Origin of the sequence: Pseudomonas sp. FP597 (assembly GCF_030687435.1) — a bacterium.
Taxonomy (GTDB): domain Bacteria; phylum Pseudomonadota; class Gammaproteobacteria; order Pseudomonadales; family Pseudomonadaceae; genus Aquipseudomonas; species Aquipseudomonas lactucae.
Map to the genome: position 1 here is coordinate 4,847,921 of NZ_CP117432.1, position 18,227 is coordinate 4,866,147.

Below are 18,227 nucleotides of genomic sequence, written 5' to 3' on the forward strand. Positions count from 1 at the left end.
ATAGATCCAAAACTGGCACGCATGTGGCTTAAGGTGGAATACGCTTTGTATACAATAAATACAAAACCTACATACACTTTGCCATCTGCAGTTTCCCAGCAGATGTGCTGGAGCCTGCCGGAATGCGTACAAGCCTGTCGAATGACCTCGCACTGGATCTGCCCTCCTCCACCCTGACCCCCGAAGCCGCCAGCCCCGGCCCGCTGGTGCTCAGTCCACGCCTGCACAACAAGGACCTGGCTCCGACCAAGGCCGAAGGGCGGCGCTGGGGGCGCTACAGCATCTTCGCGCTGTGGACCAACGATGTGCACAACATCGCCAATTACTCGTTCGCCATCGGCCTGTATGCGCTGGGCCTGGGCGGTTGGCAGATCGTGCTGTCATTGGGGATCGGCGCCGCGCTGGTGTACTTCTTCATGAACCTGTCGGGGTATATGGGCCAGAAGACGGGGGTGCCGTTTCCAGTGATCAGCCGTATCAGCTTCGGCATTCACGGTGCGCAGATTCCGGCGTTGATCCGCGCGGTGATTGCAATTGCCTGGTTTGGTATCCAGACCTACCTGGCCTCGGTGGTCTTGCGCGTGCTGCTGACGGCGATTCATCCAGGGTTTGCCGACTATGACCACAACGCGATCCTGGGTTTATCCACCCTGGGCTGGGCCTGTTTTGTCGTGATCTGGTTCGTGCAACTGGTAATCCTGGCCTACGGCATGGAGATGGTGCGGCGCTATGAAGGCTTCGCCGGGCCGGTGATTCTGGCGACGATGGCTGCGCTGGCCGGCTGGATGTACTTCCAGGCAGGCGGCAACATTGCCTGGTCGATTCGCGAACCGCTCAGCGGTGGCGAGATGTGGCGCAATATCTTTGCCGGTGGCGCATTGTGGTTGGCGATCTACGGCACGCTGATCCTCAACTTCTGTGACTTCGCCCGTTCCTCGCCATGCCGCAGAACCATCCAGGTCGGCAACTTCTGGGGTTTGCCGGTGAACATTCTGGTGTTCGCCGCCATCACCGTGCTGCTGTGCGGCGGGCAATTCCAACTCAATGGCCGGGTGATCGAAAGCCCCACTGAAATCATCGCCGCGATCCCCAACACCTTCTTCCTGGTGCTCGGCTGCCTGGCGTTCCTGATTGTCACCGTGGCGGTGAACATCATGGCCAACTTCGTCGCGCCGGCCTTTGTGCTGAGCAACCTCGCGCCCAGGTACCTGAACTTCCGCCGGGCCGGCTTGATCAGCGCCACTGTGGCGGTGTTGATCCTGCCGTGGAACCTCTACAACAGCCCGCTGGTGATTGTGTACTTCCTCTCCGGCCTGGGCGCGCTGCTGGGGCCGCTCTATGGAGTGATCATGGTCGACTACTGGCTGATCCGTAAAAGCCAGGTGGATGTGCCGCAGTTGTACAGCGAAGACCCCAAAGGCGTTTATTACTACAGCCGCGGGGTCAATCTGCGCGCGGTGGCGGCTTTTGTTCCTGCGGCGGTGATCGCCATCCTGCTGGCACTGTTGCCGGGGTTTGCCGGTGTCGCGCCGTTTTCCTGGCTGTTTGGCGCCGGTATTGCAGGGTTGCTGTACCTGCTGATCGCCAAGCGCCAGGCGTTCTACGCCGATGTCAGCGGCGAAAGCATTGCAGTCGATAACGTCAGTCATTAATCAAGGACACTCCATGCGTATCCTCGTGGTCAACGTCAACACCACTGAATCCATTACCGAAACCATCGCCGAGCAAGCGCGGGCGGTGGCTGCCCCGGGCACCGAAATCGTCGGGCTCACCCCGTACTTCGGCGCCGAATCGGTGGAGGGCAATTTTGAAAGCTACCTGGCGGCCATCGCGGTGATGGACCGGGTGATGGCCTACGACCAGCCCTTCGACGCGGTGATCCAGGCCGGTTACGGCGAACACGGCCGCGAAGGCTTGCAGGAACTGCTCAACGTGCCCGTGGTGGACATCACCGAAGCCGCCGCCAGCACGGCAATGTTCCTTGGCCACGCCTATTCGGTGGTCACCACCCTGGACCGCACCGTGCCGTTGATCGAAGACCGCCTGAAACTGGCCGGTCTGTACCAGCGCTGCGCCTCGGTAAGGGCCAGTGGCATGGCGGTGCTGGAGCTGGAAGAAGACCCGCTGGCCGCCATGGAAGCCATCGTGCGCCAGGCGGAGTTGGCCATTCGAGAAGACAAGGCCGAAGTGATCTGCCTGGGCTGCGGCGGCATGGCCGGGCTGGATGAACAGATTCGCCAGCGCACCGGCGTGCCGGTGGTGGATGGGGTGACGGCGGCGGTGACGATTGCCGAATCGTTGGTACGGTTGGGGTTGTCGACGTCGAAGATTCGGACTTACGCGACACCCAGGGCGAAAAAGGTTTTGGGTTGGCCGATTAAGTTCGGCCACTGAAAACCAAATGTGCCTGGCTTTAAATTGCGCTGAATCGTTGAGCCAGTTGTCGTTCGGCAAACTGCTCGATGATGAAATCCACAAACGCCCGGGTCTTGCCGGGCAGCAGTTTGTGCTCGGCGTAGTAGATGGAAATATTGCCGTCGTCGACATACCAGTCGGGCAACACCCGCACCACCGCACCGCTGTCGAGAAACGGCACGGCCATGGGCATGCTGACCAACGCAATGCCCAGGCCCTGCGCGCTGGCGCAGCAGGCGGCTTCGGAGTCGCTCATGGTCATGCCAGGCTTGAGCGACAGCGGGCTGTGGTCACGCTCAATGCTGGTCAATTGCCAGGTGCGTACGCGGCCGGTTTGCGGAGAACGGATGAGGATGCCATTGCAGCGCGCCAAACCCTCTGGCGCCAACACGGGCGGACGCTTCGCCAGGTAATCCGGCGAGGCCACCAGCACCCGATGCGCCGGCGTCAGCTTGCGTGCCACCACGCCCTGAGGCAGTTCAAAACCACCGCCGATGGCGGCATCGAAGCCCTGGCCGATCAGATCGACCTGTCGGTTATCGAAATGCCAGTCCGGGCTGATATCCGGAAAACGTGCCATGAACGCCCCCAGCAGAGGTACCACATAGCGGTTGCCAAACACCGTGCCCATGCTGACCTTGAGCGTGCCCACCGGTCGACCCTCGGCGCTGGCCAGGTTGGCCACGGCATTCTGGATGGTGATAAGGCTGCCGCCGACTTCTTCGAGGAACAGCTTGCCGGCCTCAGTCAGTGTGAGGCGGCGGGTACTGCGTTGGAACAACCGCACACCCAGCCGCGCTTCCAGCTTGGCCACGCTTTTACCCACCGCCGCAGGCGTCAGGCTCAGGTGACGGGCGGCTTCGGCAAAGCTGCCGCCTTCGGCGCTGCGCACAAAGCATTCGATACTGCCAAAGCTCTCCATCTGGCCTCACTCTAAACTTTTGGTTTACACAGACTATAGCAATCACGGTCTACCGGTACGGATGAGCGAGGTCGATACTCGGCTCCACACCAAGGCTTCCCGCCTTGAACCTTCAGGAGATCGACATGACCACAACAAACCTCAGCGGCAAAGTCGCCTTGATTCAGGGCGGTTCCCGCGGCATCGGCGCCGCCATCGTCCAACGTCTCGCCGCGCAGGGTGCGGCCGTCGCCTTTACCTACGTCAGCTCGGCCGCCAAGGCTCAAGCACTGCAGGACAGCGTGATCAGCGCCGGCGGCAAAGCCCTGGCGATTCACGCCGACAGTGCCGACGCCACGGCCATTCGCAACGCGGTCAACGCCACCGTCGAAGCCTTCGGACGCCTGGACATCCTGGTGAACAACGCCGGCGTGCTGGCCATCGCCCCGCTGGAAGACTTCAAGCTGGAAGACTTCGACCAGACCCTGGCAATCAACGTGCGCAGCGTGTTTATCGCTACCCAGGAAGCGGCACGGCATATGGGTGAAGGTGGCCGGGTGATCAATATCGGCAGTACCAACGCCGAACGCATGCCGTTCGCCGGCGGGGCGACCTATGCAATGAGCAAGTCGGCGCTGGTGGGCCTGACCAAAGGCTTGGCGCGAGACCTGGGGCCCCGGGGCATCACCGTCAACAATGTGCAGCCTGGGCCGGTGGACACCGACATGAACCCGGCGAACAGTGATTTTGCTGACAGTTTGATTGGGTTGATGGCGGTGGGACGGTATGGGCACGTGGAGGAGATCGCCAGTTTTGTGGCTTACCTTGCAGGACCGGAAGCCGGGTACATCACGGGGGCCAGCCTGACCATTGATGGCGGGTTCAGCGCCTGATTTTCTAAAGCTCAATGCAAAACCAAGGTGGGAGGGAGCAACCCCCCTCCCACATTTTTTTACCGTGTTTATTCAGGGAAGAGGCGGCAGGCCGTAGGCAGCCAGGTCGAAGTCCGCGAGTTTGCGGATGATCTGGTCGGCATGCTGGTATTTGCTGTCGGCCATGGCCTCATCAGGCACGGCGATGGCGGTCATATGGGCGGCCTTGGCGGCGGTGACGCCGAACGGTGAATCTTCGAACACCAGGCAATCCCGCGGCGCCACGCCGAGGCGGCGAGCGGCGGTCAGGAAGATGTCCGGCGCGGGTTTGGCGGCGCCGACTTCGGGGTCGTCCGCGGTGACAATGGTGTCGAACAGGCTAAACCACTCGCGGTGCAAGGTCGTCTTGTGACCAAACGAATGGCGCGACGAACTGGTACCCACCGCAATCGGAATATTGTGCGCCTTCAAATGCCGCACCAGTGCCTCGGCACCGGGCATGCCCAGGGCCTTGGGGAACCGCTCGCTCATCAGCGGCTCACGAATTTCCAGGAATTGGGCCGGTGTGATCGGCAAGTCCAGCGCCTTGACCACGTAATCCGCCAAGTCCTGCGCCCCGCGCCCGATGATGTGTTGCTTGATCCCCCAGTCATAGGTACGGCCATAGCGTTCAGCGATCATCTGCGTGACTTCGGTGTAGATGCCTTCAGTGTCCAGCAACAACCCGTCCATATCGAAAATCACAGCCTTGATCGGAGCAGCGTTACGCAGTGCGTTCATCACAACAGACTCTTGGGGGAGGACTAAAAGGATTCAGCACAATAGCGGCCGCGCTGACGTGCGGGCAACCCTTTAGACTGTGCGTCTCTTTTTTTGAAGTGCATGCCATGCTCTACCGTCTCGCTGCCGACAGCCTGGTGCTGTTTCACCTGTGCTTCATCCTGTTTGTATTATTCGGCGGACTGCTGGCCCTGAAGTGGCGACCGCTTATCTGGCTGCACCTGCCCGCCGCCGCATGGGGGGTGGCGGTCGAGGTCTTCCACCTGCCCTGCCCGCTGACACGCTGGGAAAACCTGTTTCGCCATGTGGCGGGTCAGGACGGCTACGGCGGCGGGTTTATCGAGCACTACATTCTCACGCTGATCTATCCGGCCGGGCTGACGCCACAGATCCAGTGGGTGCTGGGCGCGGTGGTGCTGTTGATCAATATCGCGGTGTACACCCGGCTGATCCGGCGTTCCAGACAGGCTTGAGACAGGTGCCGTGGTAAAGAATCAGAGTCCCTCAGTCCCTTCATAGACGCCCCCATGTCCGAAGCCTTTGAAGTCCCCAGCCCCCACGAAAAACACATCGAACACACCACCGAGCATGCCCACGCCCGCGGGGACAATTTCGCCAGCCGCATCGCGGTGATGACCGCGCTGATGGCCACCCTCGGCGCCATGCTCAGCTACCAGGCCGGCTCCACCGAGAGCGAAGCGGCGATGGACAAGAACAACGCCGCCATCTTCAAGACCGACGCCGCCAACCAGTGGAACTACTACCAGGCCAAATCCAGCCGGCAAAACCTCGCGGAACTGGCCACGCACATTCCTGGCGTGGACGCGGCGCATTACAAGGACGAGATCGAGCGTTACAAAAACCAGAAGGAAGACGTGCGCAAACAGGCGGAAAAACTGGAGGCGACCTCCCGGGAATGGGATGAAAAGTCGGAACAGGCACTGCACCGGCATCACCGCTGGGCCCAGGCGATGACCGCGATTCAGATCGCGATTTCACTGGCGGCCATTACCTTGCTGACCAGGAAGGAATGGTTGAAACGCCTGGCGTATACGGCGGCGGGGGTTGCCGTGGTGCTGGGCAGCCTGGCGTGGTTGCAACTTTAGTCATGAGGCCGAGCGGGTGAAAAACCGCCCAGCCAAGGTGAATACGTTAAAAATGCCTGGGGCCTGAGCCCAGCGAGAGACTTATCATGGGCCCAACTTTCGAGGATGGCCCATGAACCTCAGCATCGTATACGCACTCGCCGCTGCCGCCTTGTTCGGCGCCAGCACCCCACTCGCCAAAAGCCTCGGCCTGGGCCTCTCGCCCGTGCTGCTCGCCGGCCTGCTCTACCTGGGCAGTGGCGTCGGCCTCGCCGGCGTACGCCTGATCCGCGACCGCGGCTGGCGACCTTCCGGGCTCACCAGAACTGAATGGCCCTGGCTGCTCGGGGCCATCGCCTTCGGTGGCATCCTCGGCCCCGTGGCGCTGATGTTCGGCCTCACCCGCACCACCGGCGCAACCGCTTCGCTGATGCTGAACCTGGAATCGGTGCTGACCGCCGTGATCGCCTGGCTCGTCTTCCGGGAAAACGCCGACCGCCGCATCGTCCTCGGCATGCTCGCGATCGTGCTGGGCGGCGTGGCGCTGTCATGGCCCGAAGGCGGCCGCGCGAACGCTGATTGGACGGGGCCACTTGGGGTTGCGCTCGCCTGTGTGTGCTGGGGGATCGACAACAACCTGACACGCAAGGTGTCGGCATCTGACGCGCTGTTCATCGCGGGGGCCAAGGGGCTGATTGCAGGTGTCGTGAATTGCAGCCTGGCGCTGTACCTCGGGGCGCGGCTGCCTGACCTGGCGCAACTGGCGCCCATCCTGCTGGTGGGGTTCCTCGGCTATGGCATCAGCCTGGTGATGTTCGTGCTCGCGCTGCGCGGACTGGGCAGTGCACGCACCGGCGCCTACTTCTCGACGGCACCATTCCTGGGGGCCGCGATTGCGCTGATGATGTTGGACGAGTCGGTCACTGTGGCGTTCTGGATTGCCTCGGCACTGATGGCCGTGGGCGTGTGGCTGCACCTGACGGAGCGGCATGCCCATGAACATCAACATGAACCGACGGAACACGGGCACAGGCATGTACATGATGAACATCATCAGCACGCACACGACTTTGAGTGGGACCCGGCGGTGCCGCATAGTCATGTGCATGTGCACAGTCCGATGCGGCATAGTCATGCGCATTTTCCGGATGTGCATCATCGCCATAGGCATTGAAGCTGGCGCGCGTGGATCTCACCGGACAGCCCCTTCAGGCCTGCTCGACCACGACACGATTACGACCGTCCTGCTTGGCCCGGTACAACAACTGATCAGCCCGCTCAAGTACGGCAGAAATCGAGTCACCGCCGGGGCGCCATAGCGCCACGCCAAGCGAGACGGTGACGTGCCCGACGGTGTCAATAGTCGCCGCCGCAATCGAATGGCGCAGGCGCTCTGCAACGTCGGCGGCGGCCTGAAGTGAACTATTGGGCAATAACACCACAAACTCCTCTCCTCCCACCCGGCAGGCCAGGTCATTGGACCGTGAATTCTGCTGTATCAATGCTGCGATGGCCCTCAGTGTTTCATCCCCCACGGCATGGCCGAACGTGTCATTCACACGCTTGAAGTGATCGATGTCCAAGGAAACGACCGCGAACATTTTGTCGGCGGCCTGCCAGCGCGACAGGATGTCCTGCATCGCTCGACGGTTGGCCAGCCCGGTCAGCGCATCAGTTTGCGCTTGCTGATTCAACTTGCCGATTTTTTCCTGCAGCAACGTGGCACCCAATAGCAGCGCCCTGCGAATCTGCCAGCTTTCGAAATAGTGCGCAGGGACTGCACTGATCCGCTCGTAGCTGTCAGGCGTGTCGAGGCGTTTGGCGCAGTCGGCGAGCCTGGACAGGGGCGCCGAGATCCTTGCCCCCAGCCACCAGATCAAGAGAATTCCGAACAGCGCAAGGGGCGCGATTCCTTGCGCAACCTTGGCCATGGTCTGCCGCAGGAGGGCGTGTACGTTGTCGAACGGCTGCTGCGAGATCACCCCCCAACCGCTGCTGGGCACCTTGGCGAACCCCGCGAGCATTTCCACGCCATGTTCATCCGCCGCCTGCAAAGTGCCCGCGTCCTGGCTGAGTGCGGCGTCGGCGATTGAAGACTTTGCGACGATGTTGCCGATTTGCTCGGGATCGTTGTGATAAAGCACGCGACGGGCGCTGTCGATTAAATACACATGTGCGCCATCCTTGCGCACATTCGTGTCCATCAGCGCCTGGAGTGTATTGCTCTGCTCAAGCCGCACACTGCCGCCTATAACGCCCAGGTACTTTCCACTCACGTCGAATACGGGCTGGGAGATAAACACCACTAGATTGCCAGCAATGGACTCGAACGCATTACTGATTATCGGCGCGCGCAGACTGAGCGGTTCTTTGTGCTGCAGGATGCGGCCATTGAGCGCAAGGCTCTCGGGGGCGGACGCAATAATGGTTCCGGTGGCATCGGCGACAATCACCGAGTTGAAACTGGCGTCCTGCCCAAGCAGACGCTGGGTTTCTTCGGCCAGATGGCGCCTGTCGTCAAACGCTTTGCCAACCACGGCTGAAGCGTACTTCAATTTGTCGAGGTCGGAGTGCAGCACCTGCTCGACACTCGTGGCGATCCGAAAAGCGTAGGCTTTGTTGACTTGCAGCGCATTCTCGATCAGTTCCTGCTTACGAATCTTGAACATTACCCAGAAACTGTTGGCCAGGGTCGCGACCGCAGAGAGCAGTACAAAAATCAGAATCAGAATGCGAAGGTTGAGCTTGGGCTTGGGTCGGGTGGTCATCTACGCAGTCCACATCAAAAATACAAAATGGGTAACGGGCGCTGCAAAGTCAATGCGAGGTCACTCACACCTTCAACGTCAACCCGTCAAGGGTTACGCAATAGCCATGTATGCCTTCTGCCTCGACCTGATTGGGTAGTTTCAGCCAATCAATGACTTCCTTGCCGAGGCCCTTATGGCACTGACTCACACCGCTTGCGTCTTTCTGTATGTCCTATTGCTCAGCACCGCCTGGCCCAGCCACGCCAGAGACCTGACCGAGGGCCTTACCGAGCAGTCACCGTCCGTGGCACTCGAAAATAAAAACTTCCGTTACCCGCAATGGACCGGCATCGGTTCACTGAAAAACGCTTTAGGCCAGACCTGCAATGCGGTTTTGCTCGACACGCGCAATCGCCAGCGTAAGGCCGTCGGCCCGGCTTATGTGCTGACCAGCGGGCATTGTGTGTTCTACAGCTACGGTACGGCGCGCATCCGCCAGGCGTTCACCGCCGATGTCACCTTCAATTACTTTCATGACACCCCCGAACGGCGTGTCACCTATGCCGTCAAGACAGCACATTGGAGCAGCATGGCAGGCACCGACCTGGCCGTACTCGAACTGGATACGTCGCTGGCCGTGCTGATGGCCAGCGCGATCATGCCACTCAAGCTGGCCTCTCATCGTCAGGTAACGGATCGAGGCGTGATCAACGTGGGAGCCCCGACCGGCTTTCTGAAAAAGGGCCTACGCATGAGTGTCTGCGTGGAATCGACCATCAACAGTTTTGCCGAACACCCCGGCGTGTTCCCCAGCGCCTTGCGAAACCGCTGCAACGGCCTGCGCCCAGGCAGCTCCGGCAGTCCGATGCTGGACCGGAACACCAATGAAATCACCAGCATCATCAGCAAGGTCGCGTTTGCCATTCAGAAAGACATTCTCAACAGCTGCCAGAACAACTCGGCGTGCGAAGCGGCCAAATTCAACTACAGCTATCCCGTCAACGACTTGCACTACTGCTTTGTAGACGGTGTTTTCCGTAACGACACCCCGACCTGCCAGCTCAAGGCGGTTGAAATCACGCTGGACGAGCCGTGGAACCTGAAACCCTATGTGCATTTACAACGTGACGCCACCGACCAGATTACCCGGCCGACCTGGAACCTGAGGTTCTCGATCCAGGAACCGTTCTACCGATTCAAAGCCGTGAATAACGTCAGCGATTGCTCAAGCACGCTCGGCTATCAGGCGGCGATCACCTCAGACGAAGCCTACATCAACCAGGCCATTGGACCCGTGCTGGGGCCGCATGTGCTGTGCATACTCGGGGTGCAACAAGCGGACCAGCCGCTGACCGAAGCGCTGCTGCGCAATGTGTTCACCCATTCGGTATTCCTGACCAACCCGGCACCGGCACCGCAGCTCAAACACCGCTATCACATCGCCTGGGAAAACCAGCACAACGGTTTCAGCCAGCATTACTACTACAGCGTGAACTCGGCGATCAGCAACACCTGCGGCGATATTGACGACGATCGCTACACCCTGGCCTTGGATGGCATTTTTCTTGAAATAGCAGAGCTGCCGATCACGTTATGCAGCTATGCACGCAACAGCGCTGGGCAACCGTCGGCCATTCGCGCCGACGTGATCAAAGGTGCAACGGTTCGCTCGCAGCGTCATGCCAGGTGAGGCAGCCGGCGATTTCAAGCAACTGTTGATGAAGGTGCAACCGTTCAATTAGGGCGAGGGGCCAATGGCGTATCGACATGCCTGGGACATGCCCCGTATTGCCGCAATAACAGGAACGGGGGGACATTTTCAAATCGCACGCAAAAAAAATCCCGCAGAGCGTTTAACTCGCGGGATTTCTTCAAGAATGTGGCGGTGAAGGAGAGATTCGAACTCTCGATACAATTTCTTGTATACACACTTTCCAGGCGTGCTCCTTAAGCCACTCGGACACTTCACCGTATCTCGTCAAACCAGTTCAGTCTGTCGAGGCGCGCTAATGTAGTCGAAAGCGGTTCTGATGGCAAAGGTTTTTTTGAGAATTTTCATGCGGTTAGACCGTTATGCCGGAACCGGCCTGGCGTTGGGGGTGATTGTGCCAATCTCGAGCAGGGTTCATGAGGGTCCAGGCGAGGCACTGCACCCTGCCGCAGGCCAATTGCGGGCATGGAAGCGGGAAAAGTCTGACTGGCCAGTCAGTCACAGCGCTTTACCGGGACGGGCGTGGTGGGTAACGTCTGCTGCATTCTTCTATAACAAGTCCTACAAGGAACCGCGTCATGAGTGAGCTGATTGCCTACCACCTCGAAGACGGTATCGCGACCCTGACCTTGAGCAACGGCAAGGTAAATGCCATTTCTCCGGCGGTGGTGAGTGCGTTTAATGAAGCGCTGGACCAGGCCGAGAAAGATCGGGCAGTGGTGGTGATCACCGGGACGCCGGGGATTCTGTCAGGGGGTTATGACCTGAAGGTAATGACGGCCGGCCCGAAAGAAGCCATCAGCCTGGTGACCTCGGGCTCGACCCTGGCGCGCCGGTTGTTGTCGCACCCGTTCCCGGTCATTGTGGCGTGCCCTGGGCATGCAGTGGCCAAAGGCGCGTTCCTGCTGTTGTCGGCGGACTATCGGATTGGTGTGGAAGGCCCGTTCAGCATCGGCCTGAATGAAGTGGCCATCGGCATGACCATGCACCATGCGGGGATCGAGCTGGCGCGGGATCGTCTGCGCAAGTCGGCGTTTCATCGCTCAGTGATCAATGCCGAGATGTTCGACCCGCAGGGTGCGTTGCAAGCGGGCTTTCTCGATAAGGTGGTGGCACCGGAGGAACTGCACGCTGCGGCGCTGGAAGCGGCGCGCCAGTTGAAGAAGCTCAATATGAACGCGCACAAGCACACCAAGTTGAAAGTGCGCAAGGCGCTGCTGGAAGCCCTGGACGAGGCGATCATTCAGGATCAGGGTCATATTCTGAGCTGATCCTTACAAGCTAAACACCAAAGCCCGACTTCACGTCGGGCTTTTTCTTACAGATGACTCCGAAACATCTTTAACCGCTCTAGCCTGACCTGTCGCTGGATGTTGAAACATGCGCTTAAACATCGTCCATCTCCTACCTATTCAGGGGCAATTGCCGAATACAGTGCACATCCGTACACTGCGCCACCTTTTGTTCCGATAGGCCGCGTCGATGCTTTTTCTGTTGCGTATGCTGTTGATGAGCCTGCATTTTATGTTCGCCGGTGTGCTGGGCGTGTTGATCGGTATTTGCCGGCCGTTCAATCCGGATAACAGCCGTCTGTGCGCTCGCCTGTATGCGCGGCCCGCCATGAAGATTCTGGGGCTGAAGGTGACGAGCGATGTCGATTCGCTGCGCGACAAGCCCGGCACCTGCGTGGTCATTGCCAACCACCAGTCCAACTATGACTTGTTTGTGTTGGGCAACGTGGTGCCCCACCGTACGGTGTGCATCGCCAAGAAGAGCCTGAAATGGGTGCCCTTGTTCGGCCAGTTGTTCTGGCTGGCGGGCAATGTACTGATCGATCGCGGCAATGCGCACAAGGCGCGCCGCGCGATGCTCACCACCACACGCACGCTGCAGCATGAAGACACGTCGATCTGGGTGTTCCCGGAAGGCACGCGCAACTTCGGCAAAGGCCTGCTGCCATTCAAGAAAGGCGCCTTTCATATGGCAATCGCGGCGGGCGTGCCGATCGTGCAGGTGTGCGTGAGCAATTACGTCACGCATATGAAGCTCAATCGCTGGAACAGCGGTGAAGTGCTCATACGCTCGTTGGCGCCGATTCCTACCGCCGGGCTGACGACGGAAGACGTACCGGCATTGATGCAGGCCTGCCAGGCGCAGATGGATGAATGTATCGCCGCAATCGACCGCGAACTGCAAAGTGCCCCGACAATAGAACTCCCGTCCAGCTAAGCTGCCCAACACCAGTCCCCCTGATAAGAAGTGATCAGCACCATGGGTAGAGTCGTTGCGGCCGCCGTCTACAGCGCCGGTAAGAAAGTTACGGATATCACCCTTGATGAAGGCGCGGCCTGGGCCGCCAAACCGGGGCACTTTGTGTGGATCGGCCTGGAAGAGCCCAACGCCCAGGAGCTCAGCAACCTGCAACGCCAGTTCAACCTGCACGAGCTGGCCATCGAGGACGCGCTGGAAAAACACAGCCGCCCCAAGCTGGAAACCTTCGGCGATGCGCTGTTCATCGTCACCTACTCACCGGTGCGCGAGAACGGCAAGCTGGAGTTTATCGAGACCCATATCTTCGCCGGCAAGGGCTATATCATCACGGCACGCAATGGTCACTCAGCGTCCTACGGCTTTGTGCGCCAACGCTGTGAGGCAAGACCACTGTTGCTGGAGCACGGGGAAGATTTCGTACTGTATGCGCTGCTGGATTTCGTCACCGAAAATTACCAGCCAGTGAGCGAGGCCATCCACGCCGAGATCGATGAGCTGGAACGCAACGTGCTGTGCAGTTCTCTCAGCGAGCGCGATATTCAGAAGATCCACGGCCTGCGCCGCGACGTGCTGCGGCTCAAGCGTTATGTCGCGCCGATGGTGGAGATCAGCCAGGAACTGCAGAAGCTGAGCTTCCCGTTTATCGACAAGAACATGCGCCCGTATTTCCGTGACGTGCAGATCCATGTGACACGGCAGATGGAAGACCTCACCACCCTGCGCGATATCGCCAGCCAGACCATTGAGATCGGTGTGTTGCTCGAGGCGTCACGCCAGAGCGTGGTACAACGCAAGTTCGCCGCCTGGGCGGCGATCCTGGCATTCCCCACCGCAGTGGCAGGGATTTATGGGATGAACTTTCAGAATATGCCCGAGCTGCAATGGCACTACGGCTATTTTGCGGTGCTCGGGTTGATTGCGACAGGTTGCACCGGCTTGTGGGCCAGCTTCAAGCGCTCTGGTTGGCTTTAGCGCCCGTCTCGGGTTTATGCGCTACAAAGCGCATCATCCATTCCGCCACCGTGGCTCCGTGGTGGTCACGCTCCAGGCTTGCAACACCATTGGTGTAGACCTTTTCCCCCAGCGTTGTCTGAAGAATCTCCAGCAACTCGCGGGAATAGTCATGGATGAACTCCGGGTGCCCCTGGAAGCACAGCACCTGGTCGCCGATGTGGTACGCGGCAAACGGGCAAAAATCGCTGGAGGCAATGACCGTGGCATTGTCGGGCAAGGTGGTGACTTGGTCCTGATGGCTGATCAAAAGCGTCAGCTCCGGTACCTCAGGGCTCATCCAGGGTGCCTGGGTATCGAGCTTGTAATCATGGATGCCCATGCCCCAGCCTTTGCTCGCGCGCTCAGCCTTGCCGCCGAGCAGCAACGCCAATAGCTGGTGACCGAAGCAGATACCCAGCAATTTGTCGCCACGCTCATAGCGCTGGAGCAGGTAGGTCTTGAGGGTCTGGATCCAGGGGTCGCTGCCGAAGGAATCGGCCTTGCTGCCGGTCACCAGGTACGCATCAAACACCTCGTCGTCCGAAGGGTATTGACCCTGCACCACGTTGTAGACCACAAATTCGGCGCCAATCGGTTGCTTGGCGAACAGGCGCTTGAACATCTGCCCATAACCTTGGTACTGATCGATCAAGCCTGGACGCAGGATATCGGTTTCCAGGATGCAGACGCGTAGCGACATAAAAAATACCTGACACGGCGATGGGAATATCGAACACCCAGAGCCTGCCTTGAAACACCCCTCCAAGGCAAGCCCCGCAGGGGCTCTTTGTGGGGAAGCCCCCTCCCACACGTTGATCACCGAAACAGTTCATCTCGTGCGGCTTTATCGAGCAACAACGCCGGCGGCGAGAACCGCTCGCCATACTGCTCCGCCAAATAGCGCGCGCGGGCGACGAAGTCGTTCAAGCCGTACTGGTTGATAAACTGCAACGCCCCACCGCTCCACGCCGCAAAACCAATGCCGAAAATCGACCCCAGGTTCGCATCGGCGGTCGACGTCAATACGCCCTCCTCCACGCAGCGCACGGTTTCGATGGCCTGGATAAACAGCAAGCGGTCGCGCACATCCTGCGCCGAGATCTGTCGGGCCGGTTGTTCAAAGCGGCGTTTGAGTTCGGGCCACAAGTACTTTTGCCCGCCGCTGGGGTATTCATAAAACCCGGCGCCTGCCGCCTTGCCCAGGCGTTTGCATTCGTTAACCAACAGATCGATGACCGCCGTCGCCGGATGCTCCGGTACGCTCTTGCCTTCGGCCTGCAGATCTTTGGTCGCCTGCTGTCGGATATGACTCATCAGGCTCAGGGACACCTCATCGGACACCGCCAACGGCCCCACCGGCATGCCAGCCTTGCGCGCTTCGGTCTCGATCATCGGCGCCGCCACGCCCTCGCCGAGCATGGCGATGCCTTCGTTGGTGAAGGTGCCGAACACCCGCGAGGTGAAGAAGCCGCGACTGTCGTTGACCACGATCGGAGTTTTCTTGATTTGCAGGACGAAATCGAAACCTCTCGCCAGCGTTTCGTCCGAGGTATGTGCGCCCTTGATGATTTCCACCAGGGGCATCTTGTCCACCGGGCTGAAAAAATGCAGGCCGATGAATTTGCCTGGGTCCGGCACTGCCTTGGCCAGGCCGCTGATGGGCAAAGTGGAGGTATTGGAAGCTATCACCGCATCGGCGCCGACTATATTCCGCGCGGCGGCCGAGACCTTGGCCTTGAGCTCACGGTCTTCGAACACCGCTTCGATGATCAGGTCGCAGCCGGTCAGATCGGTATCCGAGGCCGTAGGATGAATCCGCGCCAAGGTGCTTTCCCGCTGCTCGGCGCTCAATTGCCCACGGCCGACTTTCTTGTCCAGCAACGCCGCCGAGTGCGCCTTGCCCTTCTCGGCGGCGGCCTGGGTGACGTCCTTGAGCACCACGTCGATCCCCGCGCAGGCGCTGACATACGCAATGCCCGCGCCCATCATACCGGCGCCGAGCACGCCGACCTTGCGCGTCACATACGGCGCAAAGCCCTGGGGCCGCGAGCGACCGGCCTTGATCTCATTGAGCTGGAACCAGAAGGTGCCGATCATGTTTTTTGCCACCTGTCCGGTGACCAGTTCGGTGAAGTAGCGGGCTTCGATCAGATGCGCGGTGTCGAAATCCACCTGGGCGCCTTCGACGGCGGCGCAGAGAATGTTCTCCGGAGCCGGAAAACACCCGTTGGTTTTGCTGCGCAGGATCGACGGCGCAATCGCCAGCATCTGCGCGACTTTCGGGCTCGACGGCGTGCCGCCGGGGATCGAATACGCCTTGTTGTCCCACGCTTGTCTGGCCTCGGGATTGGCCAGAATCCAAGCGCGGGATTTGGCCAGCAGCGCGTCGCGGTCCACCACCAGCTCATTGATCAAACCGGCTTGCAGCGCCTGTTGCGGGCGCACTTTTTTACCTTCCAGTAAATAAGGCAAGGCTTTTTCCAGGCCGAGCATGCGCACCATGCGCACCACGCCACCGCCGCCCGGCAGCAAGCCCAGGGTCACCTCCGGCAACCCCAGTTGCACCGACGGGTCATCCAGCGCGATGCGGTAATGGCATGCCAGGCAAATCTCCCAGCCACCGCCCAGAGCCGCGCCATTGATCGCGGCCACCACCGGTTTGCCGAGGGTCTCCAGGCGACGCAACTGCGCCTTCAATAACAGCACGCCGTCGTAGAAGTCTCTGGCGTGGGCCTTGTCGACCTTGATCAGTTCATTGAGGTCGCCGCCGGCGAAAAAGGTCTTCTTCGCCGAGGTGATGATCACACCGGCAATGTGGTCCTTTTCCGCTTCAAGCCGCAGAACAGTGGCCGCCATCGCCTCGCGGTACACACTGTTCATGGTGTTGGCGCTCTGGCCGGGCATGTCGAGGGTCAGCACCACGATCCGGTCCTGGCCTTTTTCGTAACGAATGGCATCGTTCATCAGAAATTCCTTGGGCTCAGAGGCGTTCGATAATGGTGGCGATCCCCATACCACCGCCGACACACAGGGTGGCCAGGCCATAGCGCTGCTGGCGCACTTCGAGTTCGTCGAGCAAGGTGCCGAGAATCGCGCAACCGGTGGCGCCCAGCGGATGGCCCATGGCAATGGAACCGCCGTTGACGTTGACCCGTGCAGCGTCGATGCGCATGTCCTTGATAAATTTGAGTACCACCGAGGCAAAGGCTTCGTTGACTTCGAACAGGTCGATGTCTTCCACGCGTAAGCCGGCCTTGGCCAGGGCTTTGCGGGTGGCCGGCGCGGGGCCGGTGAGCATGATGGTGGGATCGGTGCTGGTCACCGCCGTGGCGACAATACGCGCCCGCGGCAGCAGGCCCAACTCGCGGCCCTTGGCCTGCGAGCCGATCAGCATCAGCGCCGCGCCATCGACAATGCCCGAACTGTTGCCCGGCGTGTGCACATGGTGGATACGTTCCACATGGCTGTAGACCCGCAACGCGGTGGCATCGAAGCCCATCTGCCCCATCATCTCGAAGCTGGGCTTGAGCTTGCCCAGGCCGTCGAGGGTGGAGTCGCCACGGATAAATTCGTCATGGTCCAGAAGCACAATGCCGTTCTGGTCCTGCACCGGGACCAGGGATTTCTTGAAGGAACCGTCGGCGCTGGCCCTGGCCGCTTTCTGCTGGGACTGTAGGGCAAAGGTGTCGACGTCTTCACGCGTGAAGCCTTCGAGGGTGGCGATCAGGTCCGCGCCGATGCCCTGGGGCGTGAAGTGGCTGTGCATATTAGTCTGCGGGTCGAGCACCCAGGCGCCACCATCACTGCCCATGGGCACGCGGGACATCGACTCGACACCACCGACCACCACCAGGTCTTCAAAGCCGGAACGCACTTTCATCGCGCCCAGGTTCACCGCTTCCAGGCCTGAGGCGCAGAAACGGTTGATCTGTAGCCCGGCGACGCTGATGGCCCAATCCGCCACCAGGGCGGCGGTCTTGGCGATGTCGGCCCCCTGGTCGCCCACCGGGGTCACGCAGCCGAGCACGATATCATCCACCTGGTGTGTGTCGAGGTCGCTGCGCTGCGCCAGCGCGCGGAGCAGGCCCGCCACCAGGTTGACCGGTTTGACACTGTGCAGGGCGCCGTCCGCCTTGCCCTTGCCTCGGGGGGTGCGTATCGCATCAAAGATCAAAGCCTGGGTCATGACATCCTCGAACCATTGCGCCGTAGTGCCTCTACCTTAGGCCCGATTGACACGGTTTCAATGACGGATGCGCTCATTGCTTTTGACCCTCACGCTCGGACGAACGGTAGGTTCCTAAGTGAATCGCCGGGTTAATCGTTTTAGCTGTCTAGCCAAGGCATTGGCGCCAAGATGGCGTTATGCCTCATGCCTTTTTAGGCTGAAATTCTTATTAGCTGATACGAAATGGATCTAAGCCTCGTAGAACGAGGGCTCTAAGGTTC

At 60.1% G+C, this 18,227-nt stretch carries 16 protein-coding genes and 1 tRNA gene; 10 read left to right on the plus strand and 7 right to left on the minus strand.

Annotated features, from left to right (window positions below):
* The first annotated feature begins 122 nt into the window (after window positions 1-122).
* Together PSH66_RS22075 and PSH66_RS22080 are read left to right on the plus strand one after the other, a co-directional pair.
* Complete coding sequence (locus PSH66_RS22075; RefSeq protein ID WP_003175546.1) at window positions 123-1,652, plus strand: NCS1 family nucleobase:cation symporter-1; 1,530 nt, start codon at window positions 123-125, stop codon at window positions 1,650-1,652.
* Between the two features lie 13 nt (window positions 1,653-1,665).
* Window positions 1,666-2,394 (plus strand): aspartate/glutamate racemase family protein, encoded by a 729-nt coding sequence (locus PSH66_RS22080; RefSeq protein ID WP_003175547.1) that lies wholly within the window; start codon window positions 1,666-1,668, stop codon window positions 2,392-2,394.
* 19 nt (window positions 2,395-2,413) lie between these two features.
* Here PSH66_RS22080 and PSH66_RS22085 read toward each other — a convergent pair whose 3' ends face one another.
* Window positions 2,414-3,337 carry a LysR family transcriptional regulator gene (locus PSH66_RS22085; protein WP_003175548.1) on the minus strand — a complete coding sequence of 308 codons (924 nt, stop codon included), beginning with the start codon at window positions 3,335-3,337 and terminating at the stop codon, window positions 2,414-2,416.
* A 125-nt stretch (window positions 3,338-3,462) separates the two neighbouring features.
* On the opposite strand from PSH66_RS22085, the gene PSH66_RS22090 reads away from it, so the two are divergent.
* Complete coding sequence (locus PSH66_RS22090) at window positions 3,463-4,209, plus strand: 3-oxoacyl-ACP reductase family protein (RefSeq protein WP_003175549.1); 747 nt, start codon at window positions 3,463-3,465, stop codon at window positions 4,207-4,209.
* Window positions 4,210-4,281: 72 nt separating this feature from the next.
* Here PSH66_RS22090 and PSH66_RS22095 read toward each other — a convergent pair whose 3' ends face one another.
* Window positions 4,282-4,968, minus strand: a complete 687-nt coding sequence (locus PSH66_RS22095; protein ID WP_305427659.1) for an HAD-IA family hydrolase — start codon at window positions 4,966-4,968, stop codon at window positions 4,282-4,284.
* Window positions 4,969-5,075: 107 nt separating this feature from the next.
* Between PSH66_RS22095 and PSH66_RS22100 the strand changes: the two genes are divergently transcribed.
* The 3 genes from PSH66_RS22100 (at window position 5,076) to PSH66_RS22110 (ending at window position 7,227) form a co-directional block, all read left to right on the plus strand.
* Window positions 5,076-5,441 carry a DUF2784 domain-containing protein gene (locus PSH66_RS22100; RefSeq protein WP_305427660.1) on the plus strand — a complete coding sequence of 122 codons (366 nt, stop codon included), beginning with the start codon at window positions 5,076-5,078 and terminating at the stop codon, window positions 5,439-5,441.
* Window positions 5,442-5,495: 54 nt separating this feature from the next.
* The gene (locus PSH66_RS22105) at window positions 5,496-6,074 is read left to right on the plus strand and encodes a DUF4337 domain-containing protein (RefSeq protein ID WP_003175552.1); all 579 of its coding nucleotides are present in this window, start codon (window positions 5,496-5,498) and stop codon (window positions 6,072-6,074) included.
* 112 nt (window positions 6,075-6,186) lie between these two features.
* Entirely contained in the window at window positions 6,187-7,227 is a 1,041-nt protein-coding gene (locus PSH66_RS22110; RefSeq protein WP_305427661.1) for a DMT family transporter, read from the plus strand.
* 34 nt (window positions 7,228-7,261) lie between these two features.
* Here the strand turns inward: PSH66_RS22110 and PSH66_RS22115 are convergent, their stop codons facing one another.
* Window positions 7,262-8,821, minus strand: coding sequence for a diguanylate cyclase (locus tag PSH66_RS22115; RefSeq protein WP_141063513.1), 1,560 nt, complete (start codon window positions 8,819-8,821; stop codon window positions 7,262-7,264).
* Window positions 8,822-8,996: 175 nt separating this feature from the next.
* Between PSH66_RS22115 and PSH66_RS22120 the strand changes: the two genes are divergently transcribed.
* Window positions 8,997-10,493 (plus strand): serine protease, encoded by a 1,497-nt coding sequence (locus tag PSH66_RS22120; RefSeq protein ID WP_305427662.1) that lies wholly within the window; start codon window positions 8,997-8,999, stop codon window positions 10,491-10,493.
* A gap of 190 nt (window positions 10,494-10,683) precedes the next feature.
* Here PSH66_RS22120 and PSH66_RS22125 read toward each other — a convergent pair.
* Window positions 10,684-10,773 (minus strand) — tRNA-Ser (locus PSH66_RS22125).
* Between the two features lie 319 nt (window positions 10,774-11,092).
* On the opposite strand from PSH66_RS22125, the gene PSH66_RS22130 reads away from it, so the two are divergent.
* From PSH66_RS22130 to PSH66_RS22140, 3 genes are all read left to right on the plus strand, one after another.
* On the plus strand, window positions 11,093-11,785 hold the full coding sequence (locus PSH66_RS22130) for a crotonase/enoyl-CoA hydratase family protein (protein WP_078734301.1): 693 nt from the start codon (window positions 11,093-11,095) through the stop codon (window positions 11,783-11,785).
* A gap of 211 nt (window positions 11,786-11,996) precedes the next feature.
* A complete protein-coding gene (locus tag PSH66_RS22135) occupies window positions 11,997-12,743 on the plus strand; it encodes a 1-acyl-sn-glycerol-3-phosphate acyltransferase (RefSeq protein ID WP_141063512.1) in 747 nt (248 codons plus the stop codon).
* Window positions 12,744-12,785: 42 nt separating this feature from the next.
* Window positions 12,786-13,757 carry a magnesium and cobalt transport protein CorA gene (locus PSH66_RS22140; RefSeq protein WP_003175558.1) on the plus strand — a complete coding sequence of 324 codons (972 nt, stop codon included), beginning with the start codon at window positions 12,786-12,788 and terminating at the stop codon, window positions 13,755-13,757.
* Here PSH66_RS22140 and PSH66_RS22145 read toward each other — a convergent pair.
* The 3 genes from PSH66_RS22145 to PSH66_RS22155 form a co-directional block, all read right to left on the minus strand.
* Window positions 13,735-14,478, minus strand: a complete 744-nt coding sequence (locus PSH66_RS22145) for an amidotransferase (RefSeq protein ID WP_305427663.1) — start codon at window positions 14,476-14,478, stop codon at window positions 13,735-13,737. The two genes, PSH66_RS22140 and PSH66_RS22145, sit on opposite strands and share 23 nt — an antisense overlap.
* A 116-nt stretch (window positions 14,479-14,594) precedes the next feature.
* Window positions 14,595-16,742, minus strand: a complete 2,148-nt coding sequence (locus PSH66_RS22150; protein WP_305427664.1) for a 3-hydroxyacyl-CoA dehydrogenase NAD-binding domain-containing protein — start codon at window positions 16,740-16,742, stop codon at window positions 14,595-14,597.
* Between the two features lie 16 nt (window positions 16,743-16,758).
* Window positions 16,759-17,964, minus strand: coding sequence for an acetyl-CoA C-acetyltransferase (locus PSH66_RS22155; RefSeq protein WP_078734305.1), 1,206 nt, complete (start codon window positions 17,962-17,964; stop codon window positions 16,759-16,761).
* Between the last annotated feature and the right edge of the window lie 263 nt (window positions 17,965-18,227).